We start from the raw sequence: 225 nt of genomic DNA, 5'->3' as shown, positions 1-225 counted from the left end.
ATCCGCATTATGTGCACCGTCCAAAATAATATCGGGAGCCTTGCTTATTTTCTCAAACGCCCCGGCCATCTAGCTTCACTGAGTCCTTCACGAATGTGCTCTTCTTCAATATATAAGGCAAAGTATTTATTTAGCACCTGAAGCGTCATTAATGCCGCAGCCGCATTATCAACCTGATGCGCTCCCATAAGGCCCAGTCCACAGCCAGCCACACTTCCGAACAAT

Annotated in this window: 1 pseudogene; it reads right to left on the bottom strand. The window is 47.1% G+C overall.

Annotation, left to right across the window (positions count from 1 at the left end):
* Positions 1 to 44 precede the first annotated feature (44 nt).
* Positions 45 to 225, bottom strand: a pseudogene (locus tag LKX83_RS33145) (bifunctional folylpolyglutamate synthase/dihydrofolate synthase); the annotation flags it as partial.

The sequence above is a fragment of the Cohnella baijiui genome, from assembly GCF_020731285.1.
Taxonomy (GTDB): domain Bacteria; phylum Bacillota; class Bacilli; order Paenibacillales; family Paenibacillaceae; genus Cohnella.
This window is presented reverse-complemented; position numbering and strand designations above follow the sequence as displayed.